Source organism: Nocardioides psychrotolerans (assembly GCF_900113685.1).
Classification (GTDB): Bacteria; Actinomycetota; Actinomycetes; order Propionibacteriales; family Nocardioidaceae; genus Nocardioides; species Nocardioides psychrotolerans.
On the sequence record NZ_FOQG01000006.1, the window covers coordinates 108100 to 130121 of the forward strand.

At 69.5% G+C, this 22022-nt stretch carries 22 protein-coding genes; 13 read left to right on the forward strand and 9 right to left on the reverse strand.

Features of this window, described 5'->3' with window-relative positions; genetic code table 11:
- The first annotated feature begins 36 nt into the window (after positions 1–36).
- The 5 genes from BM204_RS09155 (at position 37) to trxA (ending at position 4972) form a co-directional block, all read left to right on the forward strand.
- Positions 37–1908, forward strand: a complete 1872-nt coding sequence (locus BM204_RS09155; protein ID WP_091112326.1) for a protein kinase family protein — start codon at positions 37–39, stop codon at positions 1906–1908.
- On the forward strand, positions 1901–2599 hold the full coding sequence (gene sigM, locus BM204_RS09160) for an RNA polymerase sigma factor SigM (protein ID WP_091112329.1): 699 nt from the start codon (positions 1901–1903) through the stop codon (positions 2597–2599). Before BM204_RS09155 ends, sigM begins: the two co-directional genes overlap by 8 nt.
- Before the next feature lie 45 nt (positions 2600–2644).
- Complete coding sequence (locus BM204_RS09165) at positions 2645–3397, forward strand: hypothetical protein (protein ID WP_091112332.1); 753 nt, start codon at positions 2645–2647, stop codon at positions 3395–3397.
- 127 nt (positions 3398–3524) lie between these two features.
- Positions 3525–4517 (forward strand): thioredoxin-disulfide reductase, encoded by a 993-nt coding sequence (gene trxB / locus BM204_RS09170; RefSeq protein WP_091112334.1) that lies wholly within the window; start codon positions 3525–3527, stop codon positions 4515–4517.
- A 128-nt stretch (positions 4518–4645) separates the two neighbouring features.
- Positions 4646–4972, forward strand: a complete 327-nt coding sequence (gene trxA, locus BM204_RS09175) for a thioredoxin (RefSeq protein ID WP_091112336.1) — start codon at positions 4646–4648, stop codon at positions 4970–4972.
- Between the two features lie 93 nt (positions 4973–5065).
- Here the strand turns inward: trxA and BM204_RS09180 are convergent, their stop codons facing one another.
- Positions 5066–5722, reverse strand: coding sequence for a GNAT family N-acetyltransferase (locus BM204_RS09180; RefSeq protein WP_091112339.1), 657 nt, complete (start codon positions 5720–5722; stop codon positions 5066–5068).
- Positions 5723–5786: 64 nt separating this feature from the next.
- On the opposite strand from BM204_RS09180, the gene BM204_RS09185 reads away from it, so the two are divergent.
- Together BM204_RS09185 and BM204_RS09190 are read left to right on the forward strand one after the other, a co-directional pair.
- Positions 5787–7001 (forward strand): pyridoxal phosphate-dependent aminotransferase, encoded by a 1215-nt coding sequence (locus BM204_RS09185; RefSeq protein ID WP_091112342.1) that lies wholly within the window; start codon positions 5787–5789, stop codon positions 6999–7001.
- A 58-nt stretch (positions 7002–7059) separates the two neighbouring features.
- Entirely contained in the window at positions 7060–7842 is a 783-nt protein-coding gene (locus tag BM204_RS09190) for a lysophospholipid acyltransferase family protein (RefSeq protein ID WP_091112344.1), read from the forward strand.
- 318 nt (positions 7843–8160) lie between these two features.
- Here BM204_RS09190 and BM204_RS09195 read toward each other — a convergent pair whose 3' ends face one another.
- The 8 genes from BM204_RS09195 to rpmH all read right to left on the reverse strand — a co-directional run bounded on the left by BM204_RS09195 (position 8161) and on the right by rpmH (position 13391).
- The gene (locus BM204_RS09195; protein ID WP_091112346.1) at positions 8161–9156 is read right to left on the reverse strand and encodes a ParB/RepB/Spo0J family partition protein; all 996 of its coding nucleotides are present in this window, start codon (positions 9154–9156) and stop codon (positions 8161–8163) included.
- On the reverse strand, positions 9153–10118 hold the full coding sequence (locus BM204_RS09200; protein ID WP_091112646.1) for a ParA family protein: 966 nt from the start codon (positions 10116–10118) through the stop codon (positions 9153–9155). Before BM204_RS09200 ends, BM204_RS09195 begins: the two co-directional genes overlap by 4 nt.
- Positions 10119–10252: 134 nt before the next feature.
- Positions 10253–10996 carry a 16S rRNA (guanine(527)-N(7))-methyltransferase RsmG gene (gene rsmG / locus BM204_RS09205; RefSeq protein WP_091112348.1) on the reverse strand — a complete coding sequence of 248 codons (744 nt, stop codon included), beginning with the start codon at positions 10994–10996 and terminating at the stop codon, positions 10253–10255.
- Positions 10993–11592, reverse strand: coding sequence for a Jag family protein (locus tag BM204_RS09210; RefSeq protein WP_218031341.1), 600 nt, complete (start codon positions 11590–11592; stop codon positions 10993–10995). The genes rsmG and BM204_RS09210 overlap by 4 nt, the downstream gene beginning before the upstream one ends.
- The gene (gene yidC / locus BM204_RS09215) at positions 11589–12608 is read right to left on the reverse strand and encodes a membrane protein insertase YidC (RefSeq protein WP_091112350.1); all 1020 of its coding nucleotides are present in this window, start codon (positions 12606–12608) and stop codon (positions 11589–11591) included. Before yidC ends, BM204_RS09210 begins: the two co-directional genes overlap by 4 nt.
- A 3-nt stretch (positions 12609–12611) precedes the next feature.
- Entirely contained in the window at positions 12612–12869 is a 258-nt protein-coding gene (gene yidD, locus BM204_RS09220; RefSeq protein WP_091112352.1) for a membrane protein insertion efficiency factor YidD, read from the reverse strand.
- Positions 12866–13207, reverse strand: coding sequence for a ribonuclease P protein component (gene rnpA / locus BM204_RS09225; RefSeq protein ID WP_091112354.1), 342 nt, complete (start codon positions 13205–13207; stop codon positions 12866–12868). Before rnpA ends, yidD begins: the two co-directional genes overlap by 4 nt.
- A 46-nt stretch (positions 13208–13253) precedes the next feature.
- Entirely contained in the window at positions 13254–13391 is a 138-nt protein-coding gene (rpmH, locus tag BM204_RS09230) for a 50S ribosomal protein L34 (protein ID WP_091112357.1), read from the reverse strand.
- 547 nt (positions 13392–13938) lie between these two features.
- On the opposite strand from rpmH, the gene dnaA reads away from it, so the two are divergent.
- The 6 genes from dnaA to gyrB all read left to right on the forward strand — a co-directional run bounded on the left by dnaA (position 13939) and on the right by gyrB (position 22001).
- Positions 13939–15363 carry a chromosomal replication initiator protein DnaA gene (gene dnaA, locus BM204_RS09235; RefSeq protein ID WP_091112359.1) on the forward strand — a complete coding sequence of 475 codons (1425 nt, stop codon included), beginning with the start codon at positions 13939–13941 and terminating at the stop codon, positions 15361–15363.
- Positions 15364–15788: 425 nt separating this feature from the next.
- On the forward strand, positions 15789–16928 hold the full coding sequence (gene dnaN, locus BM204_RS09240) for a DNA polymerase III subunit beta (protein WP_091112362.1): 1140 nt from the start codon (positions 15789–15791) through the stop codon (positions 16926–16928).
- 57 nt (positions 16929–16985) lie between these two features.
- Entirely contained in the window at positions 16986–17894 is a 909-nt protein-coding gene (gene gnd, locus BM204_RS09245; RefSeq protein ID WP_091112364.1) for a phosphogluconate dehydrogenase (NAD(+)-dependent, decarboxylating), read from the forward strand.
- A 12-nt stretch (positions 17895–17906) separates the two neighbouring features.
- On the forward strand, positions 17907–19061 hold the full coding sequence (recF, locus tag BM204_RS09250) for a DNA replication/repair protein RecF (protein WP_091112367.1): 1155 nt from the start codon (positions 17907–17909) through the stop codon (positions 19059–19061).
- On the forward strand, positions 19054–19623 hold the full coding sequence (locus BM204_RS09255; RefSeq protein WP_091112370.1) for a DciA family protein: 570 nt from the start codon (positions 19054–19056) through the stop codon (positions 19621–19623). The genes recF and BM204_RS09255 overlap by 8 nt, the downstream gene beginning before the upstream one ends.
- Before the next feature lie 245 nt (positions 19624–19868).
- Positions 19869–22001: a DNA topoisomerase (ATP-hydrolyzing) subunit B gene (gene gyrB, locus BM204_RS09260; RefSeq protein ID WP_091112372.1), complete on the forward strand. Its 2133-nt coding sequence runs from the start codon at positions 19869–19871 to the stop codon at positions 21999–22001.
- Positions 22002–22022: the final 21 nt, after the last annotated feature.

Here is a 22022-nt window from a genome sequence, read left to right on the forward strand (position 1 = left end):
CCCAGACCGAACGACCAGGGACGTGAAGGGACGGTAGTGCCGCACTCGATCCGGCCGGGCGACGTGCTCGCCGGCCGCTATCGACTCGTGGATCTGCTCACCGAGAGTGGGGGCGGACGGTTCTGGCGAGCCCACGACCGTGTGCTGCAGCGCCACGTGGCGCTGCACGTCATCGCCGCGGACGACCCGCGGGCCCCCGGGTTGCTCGAGGCCGCCCGCAACTCGGCGATGATCCTCGACCGCCGGATTCTGCGGGTGCTCGACGCGGACACCGACGACGGGCTGGTCTTCGTGGTCAACGAGTGGGGCTCGGGCACCTCCCTGGACATCCTGGTCGCCGGCGGCCCGCTGCTGCCGCGTCGGGCCGCGTGGCTCGCCGGGGAGGTAGCCGACTCGGTGGCCCGGGCCCACGAGGCCGGTGTCACCCACGGCCGCCTCATCCCGGAGAACGTGATGGTCGACCGCAACGGGGAGATCCGGGTGATCGGTTTCTCCGTCGACGCCGCCATGCACGGCCTGACCGGCTCCCGCGTCGAGAGCGACATCGCGGACCTGGCCGGGCTGCTCTACTGCGGTCTCACCGGCAAGTGGGCCGGCGTCTCGTCCTCGGCGGTGCCCCGGGCCCCTGCCGAGCACGGCGCGGTCCTGCGCCCCCGGCAGGTCCGCGCCGGGGTGCCGCGCAGCCTCGACGCCTTGTGCGAGGCCGTCCTGCACGCCTCCAGCGACACCGGCGCCGGCCGCGCCTCAGCGCGGCACCGCGAGCTGATCGCCCCGACCACGGCCAGCGAGATCAGCCTCTACCTCGCCGATTACGTCGGCGACCCGGTCGGCATCTCCGAGGCGCTGCTCGCCGGCCTCCCGGCCCACCACGAGGAGCAGTTCCTCGTGCTGCCGGCCGTCCCCGACATCCCGGCACGCGACAGCGCCGAGCTGCCCGCCATCACCCAGGCAGTGGCCCTCCCGGAGCCGGCGGACGGCTCGACCGACGACGACGGCACCCCCGCCGAGCTGGTCACGCAGGCCGGCCTGCCGATCTTCGACGACAACGACGACGTCTCGTGGCTGGAGTCACGCACGACCCCGCCGCCGCCCCCACCGCCGTTCGAGGAGCCGCCCGAGCGTCCCCTCTTCGCCCCGGAGCCGGCCAGCGGCGAGCCCGCACGACGACCGCGTCCCGGCGCCGCCACGACGTCGACCGGGAGCGACTTCTGGCCGTGGGAGGCCGCGACCGGGCCGGGTCGCACCACCGGGAGCGGCCTCACGCCGGTCGTCGACGAGGAGCGACCGCCCGGACGCAGCTGGCTGCGCCTGGCCGCGCTGATCGCGGCGTGCCTGCTGCTGCTGGTGGCGATGGTGGTGGCCTACAACCTCGGACGCGGCAAGACCGTCCTCGGCTCCGAGCCCGTGCCGGACGACCCCTCGCCGAGCGCGAGCGCCACGACCACGCCGAGTGTCGTGGTTCCCCTCGGTGGGCTGGTCGCCGACGACCTCGACCCCCAGGGCGGCGACGGCGACGAGAACGGCGATGACGCGCCGCTGGTCGTCGACGGCGACCCGGCGACGACCTGGACGACCTCCAGCTACAACGATCAGTTCGGCCCGGCCGGGCTGAAGACCGGCGTCGGGCTGAGCATCGACCTCAACGGTGAGCACACCGTCTCGACGGTGGTGCTCGACCTGGTCGGCTCCCCGACCTCCGTCTCGCTCTACGTCACCGACAACGCCCCCGACGGCGTACGCGACCTCGAGCCGGCCGTGAGCGGCACCGCTGACGGCGAGACCCTCGAGCTCGACCTGCCCGACGACACGACCGGCCGCTTCCTCGTGGTGTGGCTGACCTCCCTCCCGCTCCAGGACGACGGCCGCTTCCGCGGGACCGTCGCCGAGGTGTCGGTGCGCGGTGAGTGAGAGTCCCGGCACTGACGAGGAGGGAGGGCGCAACGACGCCGATCTCCTGCGCGCCCACGTCGACGGGGACACCGAGGCCTTCGGCATCCTCTTCCGCCGCCACCGCGACCGGCTCTGGGCCGTGGCGCTACGCACGATGGGCAACCCCGAGGACGCCGCCGACGGGCTCCAGGACGGCCTGATCGCCGCCTACCGTCGCGCCGGCTCCTTCCGCGGCGAGGCCCAGGTCACCACCTGGTTGCACCGGGTCATCGTCAACGCCTGCCTCGACCGGATCCGCGCCGCCAAGGTGCGCCGGGCCGTCCCGCTGCCCGACGACCTCGAGGACTACGGCGACCGCGGCGCGCTGATCGCGCACACCGAGGCCACCTCCGACCCTGCCGACCTGGCGGTGCGCGACGAACGCCGTGACCGCGTCCTGGCCGCCCTCGGCGGGCTTCCGGCCGAACAGCGCGCGGCCCTGGTGCTGGTCGACATGGAGGGCTACCCGGTCGCCGAGGTGGCCCTGATGCTCGACTGCGCCGAGGGGACGGTGAAGTCGCGGTGCTCGCGCGGACGTGCCCGACTCGCCGTGGCGCTGGAGCTGCTGGCTCCCGGGCGTGAGCAGGACCACGAACCTCCGCGGAACCCGCCGGTCGTCGCTCCCGTCCGATACACACCCTCGCCGAGGGCCCCGCCCCCCGCTGACTGACCCGCCTCTCACCCGTCTCACCACTCCCGAGGAGAATCCGTTCCCGTGTCCGACGATCGCGAGCTGAGCCCCGAGCAGGAAGAACGCGTACGCCGCCTGCTCGCCGAGGCGCGCGTCGAGGAGCCGATCCCGGGCGACGTCGCCGGGCGGCTGGACCGGGTGCTGGCCCGCCTCGCCGACGGGGAGCCGGACCACGACCCCGCAGAGGTCGTCGAGCTGGCCTCGCGTCGACGCCGCAAGGTCACCACGTTGCTGGTCGCTGCTGCTGTCGTCGTCGCGGTCGGTGTCGGTGCCAGCCAGCTGTCGCCGGACCGGTTCGACACCTCCGCGGACAGCGCGACGTCGGGCTCCGTGCCCGAGTCGACCGGCCAGGAGGAGCTCCTGGACTCCGGCGCTGCTGGCAGTGCCGATGCCGAGGTCCCGGCCCCCGCGGAGGCGCCACCTGCCCCCTTCAACGAGAGCGGGGAGGCCTCGGCCTACGCGCTCGAGATGGCGCGACCGACCAGGATCCGGCCGGCCTTCTTCGGCGACGACGTGGCCCGAGTGCGCAGCCGTCTCGCCAGGTCCAGCCTGTCGGCGCAGTCGCCCACCGACCGGGGCGACGTGTCGGCCGACGCCGCGCGATCCAGCATGTGTGAGCCCGCGGCCTGGGGTCCTGGCGACCTCTACGTCGTGCGCTACGTCGGCAACCCGGCCGTCCTCGCGTTCCGTCCGGCCGCCGGCGACACCCAGGTCGTCGACCTGCTGCAGTGCGGCACGGCCGACATCCTGCGCTCGGTGACCCTGCCCGGGAGCTGACGGCTCTACCGCGCGGCGTGAGCGGGGCGGAGCGCGGGAAGAACGCTCGCCTACGATCGGTTGTAGCACGTGCGGCCCCAGCAGGGTCGTCCCCGCACACCACGATCAGCGACCAGAGAGCGACGGCATGTCTGAGACCCGCAACGTCATCATCATCGGCTCCGGCCCCGCGGGCTACACCGCCGCGGTCTACGCCGCGCGCGCGAGCCTGAACCCCCTCCTCCTCGAAGGGTCGGTCACCGCCGGCGGTGCGTTGATGAACACCACCGAGGTCGAGAACTTCCCCGGTTTCCGCGACGGCATCATGGGCCCGGCCCTGATGGATGAGATGCGCGCCCAGGCCGAGCGCTTCGGCGCCGAGATGATCCCCGACGACGTGGTGGAGGTCGACCTCGCCGGCGACGTCAAGGTGGTCAAGACGGCAGAAGACACCTACACGGCGCGCGCGGTGATCCTCGCGACCGGCTCGGGCTACCGCAAGCTCGACCTGCCCAACGAGGAGAAGCTGTCGGGGCGCGGCGTGTCCTACTGCGCCACCTGCGACGGGTTCTTCTTCCGCGAGCAGCACATCGCCGTCGTCGGTGGCGGCGACTCGGCGGTCGAGGAGGCCACCTTCCTGACCCGCTTCGGCTCCAAGGTGTCGCTCATCGTGCGCCGCGACGAGCTGCGCGCGTCCAAGATCATGCAGGAGCGCGCGTTCGCCGACCCCAAGCTCGACATCGTGTGGAACTCCGTCGTCGAGAGCGTCAACGGTGCGGACAAGCTCGAGTCGGTCACCCTCAAGGACACCGTCACGGGCGAGACCCGCGACCTGGACTCCACCGGCCTGTTCATCGCCATCGGTCACGACCCGCGCTCCGAGCTGCTCCAGGGCCAGGTCGACCTCGACGAGAACGGCTACGTCCTGGTCCAGCAGCCGTCCACGGTCACCAACCTGCCCGGCGTGTTCGCCGCGGGCGACCTGGTCGACCACCACTACCGCCAGGCCATCACGGCCGCCGGCACCGGCTGCGCGGCCGCTCTCGACGCCGAGCGCTACCTCGGGGAGCGCGACTTCGCCGCTGCCGTCGCCGGTCCTGACGCGATGATGGCCGAGGTCGCCCAGGCCGCAGGCGCCTGAGCCCTCACCGTCGGCGACCTGCTGCGCCACGATCCAGCAGGGAACACCGGGCCGGGCCGTGGTGTTGAGTAGAGACAGACCTCAGAGTTGACCGAGCCTCCCGGGCTCATCGAGAAGGAGAAATCACCGTGGGCAACATCGCAGCCGTGACCGACGCCGAGTTCGAGGCGCAGGTCCTCAAGTCCGACAAGCCGGTCCTCGTGGACTTCTGGGCCGAGTGGTGCGGCCCGTGCCGCCAGGTCGCCCCGATCCTCGACGAGATCGCGACCGCCCACGGTGACAAGATCACCTTCCTGAAGATGAACGTCGACGAGAACCCCGTCACGCCCTCGTCCTACCGCGTGACCGGCATCCCGACGATCAACGTCTACCAGGGTGGCGAGGTGGTCCGCTCGATCGTGGGCGCCAAGCCGAAGGCCGCTCTCCTCAAGGAGCTCGAGCCCTTCATCGGCTGACCACGCTGGTCCGGGCTGTATCGCCCGGAACAGTGCGGCACGTTTGCGACCTCCCTGGCTCGTCATAGGTCGAAAACGTCCCGCACTAACCCTTCACCGCTCCCCCGGCTCGCCGAGGGAGCGGTGGCTGCGTTCGGAGGCTGGAGCCGGAGCCGGTCGCACCACGCCGATCAGCCGCTCCAGGGCCGCCTCCACCTCGTCGCGCCAGGTCAGCGCCGAGCGCAGCTCCATCCGCATCCGCGGCGTGCGCGGGTGCGGCCGGTGGGTCTTGAAGCCCACTCCCCCGAGGAACTCGGTCGACACCAGGCAGGAGCCGCGTCGTGGCGTGGTCGTGCCGAAGGCCTCCACCGCGCGGATGCCACCACGCCTGATCAGGTCGCCTGCCATGCCCTGCACCAGCATCCGCCCCAGCCCCCCGCCGGCATGGAGCGGATCGACGTACGCCGTGGTGAGCAGGACGGCGTCCGACGAGACCGGCGCGGTGGGGAAGCCATCGGCCCCGGGGGCGAAGGCCGCCGGGACGTAGACGACGTAGCCCACCGGCCGGTCGTCGACCAGGACGACCCTGCCGCAGGAGCCCCACTCCCGCAGCACTTCGGAGAGCCACGCCTCCTTCTCCGCCGCCGCGGCCTCCCTGCCGTGCACGCGGCCGCGGCGCACGGGGTCCAGCTCCCAGAAGAGGCAGGTGCAGCACGGTCCGGGCAGCTCGGCGAGGTGGTCGACGGTGAGCCGGACGACCTTGCGCGACATCTGGTGCCTCCTTCCGGGTGGGATCGTCGGTGATCGAGGGGTCCCTCCTGAGAGGATGACACCTGTGCGCCCCATCCGGCAGAGCCGCAAGCTCCACAACGTCCGCTACGACGTCCGCGGACCCATCCTCGTCGAGGCCCAGCGCCTCGAGGCGGAGGGTCACCGGATCCTCAAGCTCAACATCGGCAACCCCGCGCCGTTCGGCTTCGAGGCTCCCGAGGCGATCCTGGCCGACATGATCCACCACCTGCCGGACGCGCAGGGCTACAGCGACTCCCAGGGGATCTACCCAGCGCGGACCGCCGTCTCGCAGTTCTACCAGCAGCAGGGGCTCAAGGACTGCATGGTGGAGGACGTCTTCATCGGCAACGGCGTGTCCGAGCTCATCTCGATGGTGCTGCAAGCCTTCGTCGACGACGGCAACGAGATCCTGGTGCCGGCACCCGACTACCCGCTGTGGACCGGGGCCGTGACGCTGGCCGGTGGGGTGCCCGTGCACTACCTGTGCGACGAGGACGACGGCTGGAACCCGGACCTGGCTGACATCGAGGCCAAGATCACCGAGAACACCCATGCCATCGTCATCATCAACCCCAACAACCCCACGGGTGCCGTCTACAGCAAGCAGGTCGTCGAGGGTCTCATCGACATCGCGCGACGCCACCAGCTCGTGGTCTTCGCCGACGAGATCTACGAGAAGATCCTCTTCGACGGCGCCGTGCACCACCACGCCGCCAAGGCGGCCGGGGACGACGTGCTGTGCCTGACGTTCAGCGGATTGTCCAAGGCCTACCGGGTCTGCGGCTACCGCGCCGGCTGGGTGATGATCTCGGGCCCCAAGGAGATCGCCGAGGACTTCCTCGAGGGACTCACGCTCGTGGCCAACATGCGCATGTGCGCGAACGTGCCGGCCCAGCACGCGATCCAGACGGCCCTGGGGGGCTACCAGTCGATCCAGGAGCTGATCGTGCCCGGAGGGCGCTTCTACGAGCAGAGCATGCTCGCGCACCGGTTGCTCAACGAGATCCCCGGTGTCTCCTCGGTCAAGCCGCAGGGCGCGCTCTACTGCTTCCCACGCCTGGACCCCGACGTCTACACGATCGAGGACGACGAGCAGTTCGTCATCGACCTGCTGCGTGCCAAGAAGCTGCTCGTCACCCACGGGACCGGCTTCAACTGGCCCACGCCCGACCACTTCCGGCTGGTCACGCTGCCCGACGTGACCGTGCTGGAGGAGGCGATCGGTCGGATCGCCGACTTCCTGGCCACCCGCCGCTGACCTGCACCAGTCTTCGTCGTACGACGTCCCACTCGACCCCGCTCAACGAGGAGCAACCATGCGCGACCTGACCTATCCGCCGATCATCATGACGGCCAAGACCCTCTTCCGGGTGCTGGGCCAGCGCTTCGTGATGACCGGCACGGAGAATGTCCCGCGCACGGGCGGCGTGCTGCTCGCCTACAACCACATCGGCTACGTCGACTTCGTCTACGGCGGCCTCGCGACGCAGCCCTCCAAGCGCCTGGTGCGCTTCATGGCCAAGAGGGAGATCTTCGACGACCGCTTCGGTGGCCCGTTGATGCGCTCCCTGCACCACATCGAGGTCGATCGCGGTGAGGGCCTCGCGTCGTTCCGCACCGCAATCGACTACCTCCAGCAGGGCGAGGCGGTCGGCATCTTCCCCGAGGCCACGATCTCGCGGGCCCTGGAGCTGAAGGAGTTCAAGACCGGCGCCGTGCGCATCGCCGCCGCGGCGGGCGTGCCGCTGGTGCCCGTCATCCTGTGGGGCACGCAGCGGATGATGACCAAGGACCACCCCCGCGACTTCTCCCGGGGCAAGACGATCGCCATCCGCGTCGGCGCGCCCCTGCACCCCACGGGGGAGGACCCGGTCGCCGAGACCGCAGAGCTGCACCGCGTCATGTCGCAGATGTTGGACGAGACCATCGCCTCCTACCCCGCCGACGAACAACCTGCGGGCTCCTGGTGGCTCCCGGCCCGCCACGGCGGCTCGGCCCCCACGCTCGTGGAGGCCGCCCGGCTCGACGCCGAGGAGAAGCGCGAACGGGCCGCCAAGCGCGCTGCGAAGCGGGCCGCGAAGAGCGCCAAGAAGTCCTGACCGAGTCAGGCCCCGCCTTCCTGCCAGGTTGACAGACCTGCGGCTCGGTCACCCGTCGCAGCATGATGTTTCGCGTGAAACATCGACGCGCGGACGAGTGTGGGGTTGTGCGCCAGCCGTTCCGAGCGGCCGCGGCCGCTTCCTCAAGGTTTGACGACGAACCGCCACATCCCCAGGCCCGCGACCCATGGGGAGTGGTCTGTCGCCATGGGACCGGCCGGGTGTCCGCGCTGACGGCCACATTCCTGCAGGTCAGAGACGTGTGACCCTGTTTGTCGACATATAGATATAATGACATGTCGACAAAGCGACAGATGGCTAGATCGGCCTGTCATTGCGATTGCGGGGGTCCATGATGTCGATGATGCGGCGCAGGTCGTCGAGCGAGGCGAACTCCACGGTGATCTTGCCCTTGCGCCGACCGAGGTCCACCGTGACCCGGGTCTCCAGCCGGTCGGAGAGTCGCTCCGCCAGTTCGGCGAGGCCGGGGGCGGTCGGTCGGTTGCGCTGGCTGCGCTGGGAGGCACTCTTGAGATCACCGACGGCCACGATCTCCTCGAGGCTCCGCACGCTGATGCCCTCGGCCACGACTCGTTGAGCGAGCCGGTCCTGGATGTCGGCATCGTCGACGGCGAGCAGCGAGCGGGCGTGGCCGGCCGACAGCACGCCGGCCGCGACCCGGCGTTGCACCGCCGGGCTCAGCTTGAGCAGCCGGAGCGTGTTGCTGATCTGTGGCCGGGATCGACCGATCCGGGAGGCCAGCTCCTCGTGGGTGCAGGAGAAGTCCTCGAGCAGCTGGGCGTAGGCCGAGGCCTCCTCCAGCGGGTTGAGCTGCGAACGGTGCAGGTTCTCCAGCAGCGCGTCGCGCAGCATGTCGTTGTCGTCGGTCTCGCGGACGATGGCCGGGATCGCCTCGAGGCCGGCCTGCTGGGAGGCCCGCCAGCGACGCTCACCCATGACCAGCTCGTAGGACTCCTCACCGGTGCGGCGCACGACGATCGGCTGGAGCAGCCCGACCTCACCGATGGAGTGCACCAGCTCGGCCATGGCCTCCTCGTCGAAGACAGTGCGGGGCTGCATGGCATTGGGCTGGATCTGGGTGATCGGCAGCTCGGCGAAGTAGGCACCGGCCACGACCGCGGTGCTGGCCCCGGGGACCGGCGCCAGCGCGCGTTCATCCGGGGGCGGCGGCACGTCTGCGCCCGAGGAGCCGAAGTCACCGAGGGGACTCGGCGGCACCGCGGGAGCGGTCGGGATCAGCGACCCGAGGCCCCGACCGAGACCTCGTCGTTGCGGCGGGCGGTTGCTGTTCACGCACGGACTCCCTTGATGGCGATCTCGCGGGCTGCCTCGAGATAGCTGAGCGCACCCGGGGACCCCGGGTCGTAGGTCATGACCGTCTGGCCGTAGGACGGGGCCTCGGACACCCGCACCGAGCGGGGGATCGAGGTCTTGAGCACCTGGTCCCCGAAGTGCTCACGCACCTCCTCGGCCACGCCGGCCGCCAGGCGTGTGCGGGCGTCGAACATCGTCACCAGGATCGTCGACACTGCCAGGTCCGGGTTGAGGTGTGCGCGGACCATGTCCACGGTCTCGAGCAGCTGCCCGAGCCCCTCGAGCGCGTAGTACTCCGCCTGGATCGGGATCATCATCTCGTCCCCCGCGACCAGCGCGTTGAGCGTCAGCAGGCCCAACGACGGCGGGCAGTCGATGAGGACGAAGTCGAAGCGGTCGTCCCCCACCGCCTCGGCGCTGCCGACGAGTGGGTGGCCGTCGATGGAGCGCTTGAGGCGTCCCTCGCGCGCCACCACGCTCACCAGCTCGATCTCGGCGCCGGCGAGGTCGATGGTCGCCGGCACCACCCAGAGGCCCGGGACATCGGGGCAGGGAGCGACGACATCGGCGAGCGGGACGCCGTCGACCAGGGCGTCGTACGTCGAGGGCACACCACGCCGGTGCTCGACCGCGAGAGCCGTCGACGCGTTCCCCTGCGGGTCGAGGTCGATGACGAGGACCCGCTGACCGAGCTGGGCGAGGCCGGCAGCCACGTTGACCGTCGAGGTGGTCTTGCCGACCCCACCCTTCTGGTTGGCCACCACGAAGATCCGCGTCGTGGACGGACGTTGTAGCGCCGGGCGAGCGTGCGCCTCCTGTCGCGCCAGGATGCTGTGTTGCGCCGCGCGCGCCAGAGGGGTCGCAGGATCGTCGAACTGACCGCCCAGAGACGCGACGTCACCCGCCGTGCGGACCCCGAAGGCACTCAGGGGAGCGGGAATCGGTGAGGGCCGCTTCGCTGTTTCACGTGAAACATCGGCGGGACTGCTTAACGGTGCTGCCTGTGGAGAACTTGTGCCAACCTGTGGAGAGCCAGGCTCAGACGGGGGGTTCGTGCCGGTGGAAAACTCCTCGGTCACGCGGGTCGCCTCTTCTTACGTCGATTCTGGGGGGGACGATTCTTCGCCCCCGGGGAGCGAGAAACGGCAAGCGGCCAAGATACCCGTGTCGGGTCCGCCCACGGAACCCGCACGGCCACCGTTGTGGACGACAGCAGCCCTTCGCCGAGCACGATGACCTCGGGGACGCCGCAGCCTCCATGAACCAGGACATCCTGCGCGGCCTCGATCTCTTCGGTGATCGAGGAGCCCTTCATCGCCACCAGGGCACCACTCCCTGCCACGAGCGGCATGGACCACCCAAGCAGACGCTCCAGGGGGGCGACCGCCCGCGAGGTGACGACATCGAACCGCCGCTGACCGTGCAACTCCTCGGCCCGCCCCCGGAAGATCTCCACCGTGTCGAGGCCCAGACCGTCGACGACCTCCTCGAGGAAGGCGGTCCGGCGCAGCAGCGGCTCAACCAACGTGATCCGCACGTCGGGCCGGGCGATCGCCAGCACGAGGCCCGGCAATCCGGCACCTGACCCGATGTCGCACACGGTGGCGCCCTGCGGGAGCAGCTCGCCCAGGACGGCACAGTTGAGCAGGTGGCGGTCCCAGAGGCGGGGAGCCTCCCGGGGGCCGATCAAGCCTCGCACCACTCCCTCGGTCGCAAGCAGCTCGGCGTAGCGCTCGACGAGGGTGAAGCGGTCAGATGGAAACACCCTCCGGGCCACCTCAGGCGCGGAGGGTGTTTCACGTGAAACATCGTCGGTCATGACGCAGGCAGGATCACCACGAAGCGACGCGGCTCGACGCCCTCCGACTCGGATGACAGGCCAGCAGCCGCCACGGTGTCGTGGACGACCTTGCGCTCGAACGGGCTCATCGGATCCAGGGACACCTGCTCGGCCGACTCCCGCACCTGCGCGACGAGGCGCTCGGCGAGCTCCACGAGCTCCACGCGCTTCTGGGCCCGATAGCCGGAGACGTCGAGCATCAGCCGGGACCGGTCGCCGGTCTCACGAAAGACCGCGAGCCGCGTCAGCTCCTGGAGCGCCTCCAGGACCTCACCGTCGCGCCCCACGAGCTGGCTGAGGTCGGCGCCAACGATGGAGACCGCTGCGCGATCGCCGTCGACGTCCATGTCGAGGTCACCGTCCAGGTCGGCGATGTCCAAGAGCTCCTCGAGGTAGTCGGCGGCGATGTCGCCCTCCTGCTCGAGCTGCTTGAGCCGGGCGGCACGACCGCTGGTCGGCGCCTCCTCGTGCTCAGTAGCGCTCTCAGTCGCACCCCCGGGCATCTCCTGAGACGTCTCCTCGGGTGAGTCCACCTCGGTGTGGGGGGCATTCTCGGTCTCGACGTCCGCGCTCATCGGCTGTCTCCCTGGTTCTGGTCGTTGGGGCGCCCGGGCGGCTTGCCACCGGACTGCTTGCGCTGGGACTTGCTCTGCTTCTTCGGCTGCTGGCGTGCGGCCGGCCGGGGTGGGGCCTCGGGCTCCGGGACGACCTCCTCGACGAGAGGGGTGCCCTTCTTGAGTGCCTTCGCCTTGTCGCGCTCCTTCTTCGCCTCCTCCGCCGGCGTGCCGGGCGCCGGGTTGTTGCGGATGACGTAGAACTGCTGGCTCATCGTCCACAGGTTCGACGTGGTCCAGTAGAGGAGCACCCCGATCGGGAAGGCCACGCCACCGAGCCCGAAGGCCACGGGCAGGATGTAGAGCAGCATCTTCTGCTGCTGGGCGTAGGGACCGCTCAACGCGTCCTTCGGCATGTTCTTGCTCATCAGTTGGCGCTGCGTGAGGAACGTCGTCGCGGTCATCATCAGCACCAGGACCAGCGCCACGGCCATGACCAACCCGTTGGCGTCCGGGTTGCCGCCCCAGGTGCGGGCGCCCCAGAAGCTGTCCGAGATCGGGATGGCGCCGAAGATCTGCGACTTTCCGAACTTGTCGGCCAGGTCCTCGGTGAGGAAGCCGTGCGCTGTGCCCTTCTTCGCCGCCTGGTCGAGGAGTCGGAACAGGGCGAAGAAGATCGGCATCTGCAGGAGGATCGGCAGGCACGAGGAGAACGGGTTGGTGCCCGTGTCCTTGTAGAGCTTCATCGTCTCCTGGGCGAGGCGCTCCCGGTCATGACCGTACTTCTTCTGCAGCTCCTTGACCTTGGGCTGGATCAGCTGCATGTTGCGGCTGGACTTGATCTGCTTCACGAACAGCGGGATCAGGGCCGTGCGGATCACCACGGTGAGCCCGATGATCGACAGCGCCCACGCGAGACCACCCTCGGGATCCAGACCGATCTGGCTGAAGAACTTGTGGAAGCCGATCAGGATCGCCGAAATGATGTAGTAGAGCGGCGTCATGATGAAGCTGCCGATATCGCCGATGAATCCCACGGATCAGGCTCCTTGGTGTGGCATAGAAGACGAGGTCCCCGCAGCGAAGCGGGGTGGCACGGGGTCGTAGCCGCCGGCGGCCCAGGGATGGCAGCGACCGAGCCGACGTACGGCGAGCCAGCTGCCCCGGAGGCTGTCGTGCTCGCGAACGGCGTCGAGGGCGTAGGCGGAGCAGGAGGGGTGGTAACGACACACCTGCCCGTAGAGCGGGCTGATCACGGCGCGGTAGAGACGCAGCAGACCGATCAGCACGTACTTCATCGTTGCGCCTCCCGGACTCGTTGGAGACAACGGTCCAGGTCAACAGCGAGTTCCGCACTACCGACCGACGCCGCGGCGGGAAGCGCCCGCACCACGAGCGCGCCAGAGTCCGGGAGCGACGTGAGTCGTTCCCGGACCAGGTGACGTAGGCGGCGCTTCACACGATTGCGGATGACGGCGTTTCCGACGGCCTTGCTGACGACGAAGCCGACCCTGAGGTCGCCCTCCTGACCGGGAGCCAGGTGCACCACGAGGGTGCGCGACCCCGAGCGTCTGCCCGTGCGGGATGCGGCACGGTAGGACGCGGCGTCGATCAGCCGGTGAGCCGCAGGCAGCACGGGGACAGGAGTCGCGTCAGGCCAGCACGGCCGGAGGACGCAACCCTCAGACGGCCAGGCTCTTGCGGCCCTTGCGGCGGCGCTCCGAGAGGATGGCGCGTCCGGCGCGGGTGCGCATGCGCAGGCGGAACCCGTGCACCTTGTGGCGACGACGGTTGTTCGGCTGGTACGTACGCTTGCTCACGAGCTTGTCTCTTTCGGTTGATTCGGGAAGGGTCACGCCGGCAGATCGGGATGCCTGGCCTCGCTCTTGATGAGACAGTTTCGGCTGGCACCGCCCACCCACGGAGAGTGATATTCCCGTGGACATGCGGCACCTGTCGATACCGGGCGACCGGCTAACGGTACGCGTGGGCGTTCCGCAGGGTCAAACCCGTGGTTCCGTCGAGGCGCCAGGGCGTGGACAGCGGGTGTCCAGCCCTGTGGATGACGGCTTGCCGCTGCTCGTCGTGGCGCGTTAGGTTCGGGCCACCGAGGTGTCCCCGCAGCCCCGGTTCTCCCCGTTCGTCAAGGACCTGTGACCCCGCTCACACGGTGCGCCAAAGGGCCCCTGACCTGCGAACACTCGTTGTTTGTCGGGGAGCCGATGCCGGTCGGACCGACTCTCTCCACAGACACTGAGTCGGGTTCACAACCTGTGGACAAACTTGTGGAGACAGCGCCTCACGGGTGAGGTGGGGCACAGCACTCGGGCTCAGCCCGACAGGAAGGCGGCGGGAACCGTGGAGCACATGATGTCCGACCTCGACCAGGCGTGGCGCCAGGTGGTCAACGACCTCCAACCCAACCAGCGTGCCTGGCTGCGCGCCAGCAAGCCGGTGACCCTCCACGAGAACACCGCGATCATCGCGGTCCCCAACGACTTCACCCGGGTCCAGCTCGAGGGCCGGCTGCGTGGTCAGCTCGAGGACGCGCTGACCGAGAGCTTCGCGCGTGAGATCCGGATCGCCGTGACCGTCGACGCCAGCCTCGACGAGGGACAGATGGCGCCTGACCACCACGACGACACATCGACAAGTCGAGACATCGACAAGTCGACAATTGCGCCCGTCACAGCTCCGTCCCCGTCGCCCACCTTCGCCCCCGAGGCCACCGAGCAGCCCAAGGGCAGCGCCTTGGAGACCCGGCTCAACCCGAAGTACACCTTCGAGACCTTCGTGATCGGTAGCTCCAACCGATTCCCCCACGCCGCTGCCGTCGCAGTCGCCGAGGCGCCGGGCAAGGCCTACAACCCGCTGCTCGTCTACGGCGACTCCGGCCTGGGCAAGACCCACCTGCTCCACGCGATCGGCCACTACGTCCGCAGCCTCTACACCGGGGCCAAGGTGCGCTACGTGTCGAGCGAGGAGTTCACCAACGAGTTCATCAACGCGATCCGCGACGACCGGCAGGACCGCTTCAAGCGGCGCTACCGCGACGTCGACGTCCTGCTGATCGACGACATCCAGTTCCTCGAAGGCAAGACCCAGACCCAGGAAGAGTTCTTCCACACCTTCAATACGCTCCACAACGCCAACAAGCAGATCGTGCTGACCTCCGACCGGGCACCCAAGCGTCTCGAAGCACTCGAGGACCGGCTGCGCAACCGCTTCGAGTGGGGCCTCATTACCGACGTCCAGCCTCCCGACCTCGAGACCCGCATCGCGATCCTGCGCAAGAAGGCAGCGATGGACCGGCTCACCGCCCCACCCGACGTGCTGGAGTTCATCGCGTCCAAGATCCAGACCAACATCCGTGAGCTCGAGGGTGCCCTCATCCGCGTGACGGCCTTCGCCAACCTCAACCGCCAGGAGGTCGACATGACCCTGGCCGAGATCGTCCTCAAGGACCTGATCCCCGAGGGCGGCGAGCCGGAGATCACCGCGCCGCTGATCATCGCCCAGACCGCGGCCTACTTCGGGCTCTCCATCGAGGAGCTCACCGGGCCCAGCCGCGGTCGGCACCTCGTGATGGCGCGTCAGATCGCGATGTACCTCTGTCGCGAGCTGACCCCCCTGTCCCTGCCCAAGATCGGCGCGCAGTTCGGCAACCGCGACCACACCACGGTCATGTACGCCGACCGCAAGATCAACCAGCTCCTCGCCGAGCGCCGCGCTGTTTTCAACCAGGTCAGCGAGCTCACCAACCGGGTCAAGCTGCAGGCCCGCCAGTCCTGACCGCACCACCATCAAGGTGACCCCCGGGGTCACCCGAGCGAGCCCTCGAGCCGGCTCTCACCTGTGCACAACGTGGGGTCCGACATCCGAACTACACGGGGAGGATCTGTGGATGGACGACGCAGCGCCTCCGACGGCCATCGCCGGTTCCACGTGGCCGCCGAGTTGTCCCGTCGTCCTCCACACCCCCTGTGCACGTCGAATCGCCGTGCTGACCAGCGCTTACCCACCTTGTCCACAGTTTCCACCGACGCTATGACGACTACGGACCTCTACCTGTATCGATCCTCCGTGAACACCCTGCTGGGCCCCTGCCTGGGGATGACTCGTGCCCGTCGACCCCACGTGGCAGGATGCGCATCCCAAGAACTCCTGTGCTCACGCGGCACCTCGTCGCACCTCGTCGCCCATCCGAAGGATCCACCGTGAAGTTTCGTGTCGACCGCGACGCGCTCGCCGATGCCGTCGCCTGGGCTGCTCGCAGCCTTCCGGTCCGTCCCAGCGCCCCGGTCCTGGCCGGACTCCTCATCGACGCGACCGATGAGGGCCTCGTGCTCTCGACGTTCGACTACGAGACGTCGGCGCGCGCGACGCTCAAGGCCGACGTCAGCGACGAGGGTCGGGCGCTGGTGAGTGGTCGCCTCCTGGCCGACATCTGCAAGAGCCTGCCCAGCAAGCCTGTCGAGATGGCGATCGACGGCTCGCGAGTCACCCTGACCTGCGGCTCGGCCCGCTTCACGCTGCAGACCATGCCGGTCGAGGACTACCCCACGATCCCGCAGATGCCCACCGCCACCGGCACCGTGCAGAGCGACGTGTTCTCCCACGCCGTCGCCCAGGCCGTGACCGCCGCCGGCCGCGACGACATGCTCCCGGTCCTCACCGGTGTGCGGCTCGAGATCGACGGCTCCACGATCTCCCTACTCGCCACCGACCGCTTCCGGCTCTCGCACCGCGAGCTCGGCTGGGCCCCGATGTCGCCCGACGAGTCGCTGGCCGCGCTGGTGCCGGCCAAGGTCCTCGGCGACACCGCCAAGTCACTGACCGCCGGCAGCGAGGTCACGATCGCGCTCTCCGCCAGCGGCTCGGGTGAGGGCATCATCGGCTTCGAGGGCAACGCCCCCGGCGGCCTGCGTCGTACGACGACCCGTCTCCTGGACGGCGAGTTCCCCAAGGTGCGCAGCCTCTTCCCCGCCGACAAGCTCACCATCGCCAAGGTCGACAAGGCCGCGCTGATCGAGTCGGTCAAGCGGGTGTCCCTCGTGGCCGAGCGCAACACCGCGGTGCAGCTCGCGTTCAGCGACGGGGTGCTCACCCTCGACGCCGGCTCCGGCGACGAGGCCCAGGCCTCGGAGTCGATCGAGGCGCAGATCGAGGGCGAGGACATCACCACGGGCTTCAACCCGCAGTTCCTCCTCGACGGTCTCCAGGCCATCGACGAGCCCGTCGTCGAGATGGCCTTCACCCAGGCCTCCAAGCCGGTCGTGCTCAGCGGCGCGGTCACCGACGGTGCCGAGGACAGCGGTTTCCGCTACCTCCTCATGCCCCGTCGCCTGCTCTCCTAGCACGACCGCAGCGCCACCCACCCAGCCGCCGAAGCCCCCATCCCCGGAGGACCTTGCATGCACATCGGACTCGTCGGACTCGGCAAGATGGGCGGCAACATGCGCACCCGGATGCGTGAGGGCGGCGTGACGGTCATCGGCTACGACCGCAACGCCGACGTCTCCGACACCGAGAGCCTCGAGGCACTCGTCGAGCAGCTCCCCACCCCCAAGGTGGTCTGGGTGATGGTGCCCGCCGGGGGTCCGACGCACGACACGATCACGGCGCTCGCCGACCTGCTGGGCGAGGGCGACCTGGTCGTCGACGGCGGCAACTCACGCTGGACCGACGACAAGATCCACGCCGACCTGCTGGCCGCGAAGGGCATCGGCTTCGTCGACTGCGGCGTCTCCGGTGGAGTCTGGGGCCTGCAGAACGGCTACGCCCTGATGTGCGGCGGCTCCACGGCCGACGTCGCCAAGGCCCAGCCGGCGTTCGACGCGCTGCGGCCCGAGGGCGAGTCCGGGTTCGTGCACGCCGGACAGCAGCCAGGTGCCGGGCACTTCTCCAAGATGGTCCACAACGGCATCGAGTACGCCGTGATGCAGGCCTACGCCGAGGGATGGGAGCTGCTGGAGGCGACCGACGTCGTCGACAACGTGCCCGAGGTCTTCGCCTCCTGGCGAGAAGGCACCGTCATCCGATCGTGGCTGCTGGACCTCCTGGTCACCGCGATCGAGGACGACACCCACCTCGACAAGATCCGCGGCTATGCCGACGACTCCGGCGAGGGCCGCTGGACCGTCGAGGCCGCCATCGACAACGCGGTGCCGATGAACGTCATCGCCGCGTCGCTCTTCGCCCGCTTCTCCTCCCGCCAGGACGACAGCCCGGCGATGAAGGCGGTCGCTGCGATGCGCAACCAGTTCGGCGGCCACGCCCTGCACACTCCCCCGCCGCCCGGCGGCGACGCCAACCCCGACTAGGCACGGGCCGCGTTGTACGTCTCCCACCTGACGCTGCACAACTTCCGCTCCTACGCGAGCGCCGACGTCCCGCTCGAGGCCGGCGTCACGGCGTTCATCGGTCGCAACGGCCAGGGCAAGACCAACCTCGTCGAGGCGATCGACTACCTCTCCCGGCTCGCGTCCCACCGGGTCGCCACCGACGCGCCGCTGGTCAAGGCCGGGTGCGACCAGGCGATCGTGCGCGCCGCGGTCGTCCGGGACGGGCGCACCGCCGTGCTCGAGGTCGAGCTCAACCCCGGCAAGACCAACCGGGCCCGCGTCAACAAGTCACCCCTGGCCAAGTCGCGAGACCTGGTCGGCCTGGTCCGCACGGTCGTCTTCTCCCCCGAGGACCTGACCCTGGTCAAGGGTGACCCTTCGGACCGCCGCAAGTTCCTCGACGACCTGCTCGTGCTGCGCACCCCGCGCCTGGCCGGTGTGCGCGCCGACTACGACCGGATCCTGCGCCAGCGCAACTCGCTGCTCAAGACCGCCGGCGCCGCGCGCCGCGGCTCCACCAGCCAGGAGTCGGCGCTCTCCACCCTCGGGGCGTGGGACTCCCACCTGGTCCACGCCGGCAGCGAGCTGCTGAGCCACCGGCTCGCGCTGGTCGAGGCGCTGGCGCCGTACGTCGGCAAGGCCTATGCCACCGTTGCCCGCGGTGCTTCGCGGGAGGACGCCGCGATCGATTACCGCCCGTCCTTCGACCTGGGGCAACACGATCCGGCCGCGCTCGCCGAGGCCTTCCACGCCGAGCTCGAGCGACGCCGAGGCGACGAGCTCGACCGCGGCATCTCGCTGGTCGGTCCGCACCGCGACGAGCTGCTGCTGAGCCTCGGTCTCGCGCCCGAGGCCGGGGGTCAGCGGCTGCCGGTCAAGGGCTACGCCTCCCACGGGGAGTCCTGGTCGTTCGCCCTCGCGCTGCGCCTGGCGTCCTACGACCTGTTGCGCTCCGACGGCGACGACCCGATCCTGATCCTGGACGACGTCTTCGCCGAGCTCGACACCGAACGACGCGCGCAGCTCGCCGAGCTGGTCGCGGGCGCCGAGCAGGTGCTCGTCACCGCCGCGGTCGCCGACGACGTACCGGCGGTGCTGGCCGGAGTCCGTTACGCCGTGGCAGGCGGGGAGGTGACACGTGTCTGACGAGGACGAGGCGGTGGGCAGCCCGGTCGAGCCCGTCGAGCCCGTGGCACCTGTCGAGCCGCACGCCGACGACGGCCTCGACCTGGCCCGCGCGCTGACCCGCGCGGCGGCCGGCTCCACCTCGCGCGCCAAGCGCCGCCGCCCGTTCACCGGTGAGCGCCGGGCCGTGACGGGAAGCCGGGTGAGCGGCTCGCACCCCGACGATCGCGACCCCCAGCTGCTCGACTCGACCCTGGCGCGCCTCATCGGCGAGCGCGGCTGGGAGCTGGACCTGCGCATGCGCGGCGTCTTCGCCCGCTGGGCCGAGCTGGTCGGCGACGAGGTGGCGGCGCACTGCTCCCCCGAGGCCTTCACCGACGGCAAGCTCGTGGTCCGCACCGACTCCACCGCCTGGGCCACCCAGCTCACCCTCCTCGCGCCCACCGTCGTACGACGGCTCAACGAGGAGCTCGGGCACGGCACGGTCGTCGTCATCGACGTCCAGGGCCCGCACCTGCCGAGCTGGAAGAAGGGTCTGCGGACCACCCGGGACGGGCGCGGTCCCCGCGACACCTACGGCTGAGCGTCTCAGACGTTCTGCGGGCCTCACCGACGTATGGGGACCTGTTGGGACCCCCACGAGGGGCTCGGACAGGCCACTACGGGACGCTCAGGGCCATATTTCCTCCACAGATCCCTCCTCTGCTGGGCACCACACGTGGCACAAGGCCGTTTAACGGCTATCATGGGCAATGGTCGCCGTGACTGGGTCACCCCGGTCTGGGCGACCGTTATGTGTGTCAACTCAACGTGTGAAGAGGTCCTTGCGTGTCCGACGAGAACGCCGCTCCCGACGAGGTCCTCACCGAGGCACCCGCCGACGTCACCGTCGATCCCGACGCACCCCAGTACTCCAACGTCAGCGGCGACTACGACGCCTCGGCCATCCAGGTCCTGGAGGGGCTCGAGGCGGTCCGCAAGCGCCCCGGCATGTACATCGGCTCGACCGGTGAACGCGGTCTGCACCACCTGGTCTGGGAGGTCGTCGACAACTCCGTCGACGAGTCGCTCGCCGGTCACTGCGACCGCATCGTGCTGACCCTGATGGCCGATGGCGGCATCCGCGTCGAGGACAACGGTCGCGGCATCCCGACCGACACCGCTCCGGGCCAGGAGATGCCGGCCCTCACGATGGCGCTGACGATGCTCCACGCGGGAGGCAAGTTCGGCGGCGGCGGCTACAAGGTCTCCGGTGGTCTGCACGGGGTCGGCATCTCGGTCGTCAACGCGCTCTCCTCGAAGGTCATCGCCGAGGTCCGCAACCGTGGCCACGAGTGGCGCCAGACCTTCAGCATCGGCGTCCCCGACGGGGAGCTCGAGCAGGTCCGCCCGATGGAGCCGGGCGAGCGCACCGGCACGACCATCACCTACTACGCCTCCCCCGACATCTTCGAGACGACGGCCTACACGCTCGAGACGATCACCAACCGGATCCGGGAGATGGCCTTCCTCAACAAGGGTCTCGAGATCGTCGTGCGCGATGAGCGCCCTGCTGCGGACGACCTCGTCGAGGCCGTGCACGACGGCACCGTCGAGGCCGACATCGACTCCGCCGGCCACGACGCCATGAAGAAGGCCGAGGGTGGCGGGCTCGTGCAGGTCTTCAAGTACGACCGCGGCCTGGTCGACTACGTCGAGCACCTCAACCGCCGCAAGGACAAGGCCAACCCGACGGTCATCTCCTTCGAGGCCGAGACCGCCGCGTCGATCGAGAACCACATGAGCCTCGAGGTGGCCATGCAGTGGAACACCACCTTCACCGAGTCGGTGCACACCTTCGCCAACACGATCAACACCCACGAGGGCGGCACCCACGAGGAGGGTTTCCGATCGGCTCTCACCTCCCTGGTCAACCACTGGGGCGAGGAGTGGGGCCTGATCAAGAAGCGCGAGGACCGCGTCTCGGGCGACGACATCCGTGAGGGCCTCACTGCGATCATCTCGATCAAGCTCGGCGAGCCGCAGTTCGAGGGCCAGACCAAGACCAAGCTCGGCAACACCGAGGCCAAGGGCTTCGTGCAACGCCTGGTCAACGACCAGCTCGGCGCGTGGCTCGAGCAGAACCCCGCCGAGGGCCGCGACATCGTGCGCAAGTCCCAGGCCGCGGCCTCGGCACGCATCGCGGCGCGCAAGGCGCGTGACCTCGCGCGCTCGCGCAAGGGCCTGCTCGGTGGCGGTGGCCTGCCCGGCAAGCTGTCGGACTGCCAGTCGACCAACCCCGCCGAGTGCGAGGTCTTCATCGTCGAGGGCGACTCGGCCGGTGGCTCGGCACGTCAGGGCCGCGACCCGCGGGTCCAGGCGATCCTCCCGATCCGCGGCAAGATCCTCAACGTCGAGAAGGCCCGCATCGACAAGGTGCTGGCCAACACCGAGGTCCAGGCGATCATCTCCGCGCTCGGCACGGGCATCCACGAGGAGTTCAGCCTCGAGAAGCTGCGCTACCACAAGGTCGTCCTGATGGCGGACGCCGACGTCGACGGCCACCACATCAACACGCTGCTGCTCACGCTGCTGTTCCGCTTCATGAAGCCGCTGATCGAGCACGGCTACGTCTACATGGCCCAGCCGCCGCTCTACCGGCTGCGGTGGAACAAGCCGGCGGAGCACGAGTTCGTCTACTCCGACACCGAGCGCGACCTGATGATGCGCGACGGTCTCGCCCAGGGCCGCAAGCTCCCCAAGGAGAACGCGGTCCAGCGCTACAAGGGTCTCGGTGAGATGAACGCCGATGAGCTGTGGGAGACCACGATGAACCCCGAGCAGCGGCTGATGCTCCAGGTGACCCTCGACGACGCTGCTCAGGCCGACGAGATCTTCTCGATCCTGATGGGCGAGGACGTCGAGCAGCGCCGTTCGTTCATCCAGCGCAACGCCAAGGACGTTCGATTCCTCGATATCTAGGTCTCTAGCACCATTCCTAGA

Bases quoted from the DNA above. Each gene is read 5' to 3' on its own strand.
- trxB (WP_091112334.1), top strand. From the start codon at position 3,525: ATGTCTGAGACCCGCAACGTCATCATCATCGGCTCCGGCCCCGCGGGC.
- BM204_RS09180 (WP_091112339.1), bottom strand. From the start codon at position 5,722: ATGTCGCGCAAGGTCGTCCGGCTCACCGTCGACCACCTCGCCGAGCTG.
- BM204_RS09190 (WP_091112344.1), top strand. From the start codon at position 7,060: ATGCGCGACCTGACCTATCCGCCGATCATCATGACGGCCAAGACCCTC.
- rsmG (WP_091112348.1), bottom strand. From the start codon at position 10,996: ATGACCGACGATGTTTCACGTGAAACACCCTCCGCGCCTGAGGTGGCC.
- BM204_RS09210 (WP_218031341.1), bottom strand. From the start codon at position 11,592: ATGAGCGCGGACGTCGAGACCGAGAATGCCCCCCACACCGAGGTGGAC.
- yidD (WP_091112352.1), bottom strand. From the start codon at position 12,869: ATGAAGTACGTGCTGATCGGTCTGCTGCGTCTCTACCGCGCCGTGATC.
- dnaA (WP_091112359.1), top strand. From the start codon at position 13,939: ATGATGTCCGACCTCGACCAGGCGTGGCGCCAGGTGGTCAACGACCTC.
- gnd (WP_091112364.1), top strand. From the start codon at position 16,986: ATGCACATCGGACTCGTCGGACTCGGCAAGATGGGCGGCAACATGCGC.